Source organism: Streptomyces sp. UNOB3_S3, assembly GCF_020740895.1.
Classification (GTDB): Bacteria; Actinomycetota; Actinomycetes; order Streptomycetales; family Streptomycetaceae; genus Streptomyces.
In genome coordinates this window covers 1-1115 of sequence record NZ_JAILXP010000711.1, presented here as the reverse complement: position 1 = coordinate 1115, position 1115 = coordinate 1, and the positions used below count along the sequence as shown (strand labels likewise).

Here is a 1115-nt window from a genome sequence, read left to right as displayed (position 1 = left end):
ATCCGGGCGCGGGTGGCCTCGTCGTCGAGGAGGAGCACGGGGACGGTGTGCCCGGGCAGGCCGCGCACGGCCTCGGCGGTGCCGACGAGGCAGCCGGGGCGGGTGTCGTCGAGGACGGCGGTGAGGCGCTGCGCGGGGTGGCCGAGGTCGAGGGGCTGGCAGACGCCGCCCGCCTTGAGGACGGCGAACAGGGCGACGACGGTCTCCGCGCTGCGGGGCAGGGCGAGGGCCACGGCGGTGCCTGGGCGGACGCCCGCGTCGGTCAGTTCGTGGGCCAGGCGGTTGGCGGCCGTGTCCAGTTCGGCGAAGGTGAGGGCGGTGGCGCCGGCGCGGACGGCGATCGCCCCGGGGGTGCGGGCGGCCTGGTCGGCGAACAGCTCGGGCAGGGTGCGGTCCACGGGTGCCTCGGCGCGGCCGGCGGTGGCCCGGTGGATCTCCTCGGCGTCGAGGAGATCGATGGTGCCGACGGGTCGCTGGGCGTCCTCCAGCAGCAGGTCGGTGAGGGCGTCGAGGTAGCGGCGCAGTCCGTGCTCGTGCGTGGCGAGGGAGCCGGCGTCGTAGCGTGCGGGGTTGGCGTCCAGGCCGAGGCGCAGGGCGCCGTCGGGGCCCGGGGTGGCGCCGATGGCCAGGTCGTCGACGGGACCGGCGGCGAGGTTGCGCAGCACGCCGGGCAGGCCGGCGAAGTCCAGGTCCTCGTTCTCGAAGGGCTTGATGTTGACCATCGCCCCGAACAGCGGCTGTTCCGGCGGGAGCCCGAGGTCGCGGCGCAGATCCTCCTGGCGGTAGCGCTGGTGGCGGTTGGCGGCGCGCATCTCCATGACGACGTGGCGGAGGAATCCGGCGCCGGTGTCCTGGGGGCGGACGGTGACGCGCAGCGGCATGACGTTGACCATCATGGCGGGCGTGCGCAGGGCGGTCTTGTTGGTGCGGCTCTTCAGCGGCAGGCCGAGCACGATGTCCTCGGCGCCGGTGACACGGTGGAGATAGCCGGCGGTGGCGGCGACGAGCAGTTCGGCCCAGGTGGCCTTCACCGTGTCGGCGGCGGCCGTGAGCCGGGCGAGGGAGCCGGCGGGGAGTCCGGCGGTGTGGCGCAGGACGGTTCCGGCGGGGGCGGC

Annotated in this window: 1 protein-coding gene; it reads right to left on the bottom strand. The window is 75.7% G+C overall.

Going from position 1 to position 1115, the window contains the following annotated elements:
- Positions 1–1115 (bottom strand): AMP-binding protein (locus tag K6I33_RS35200; RefSeq protein WP_229358857.1); only part of this gene is annotated, 1115 nt, incomplete at both ends.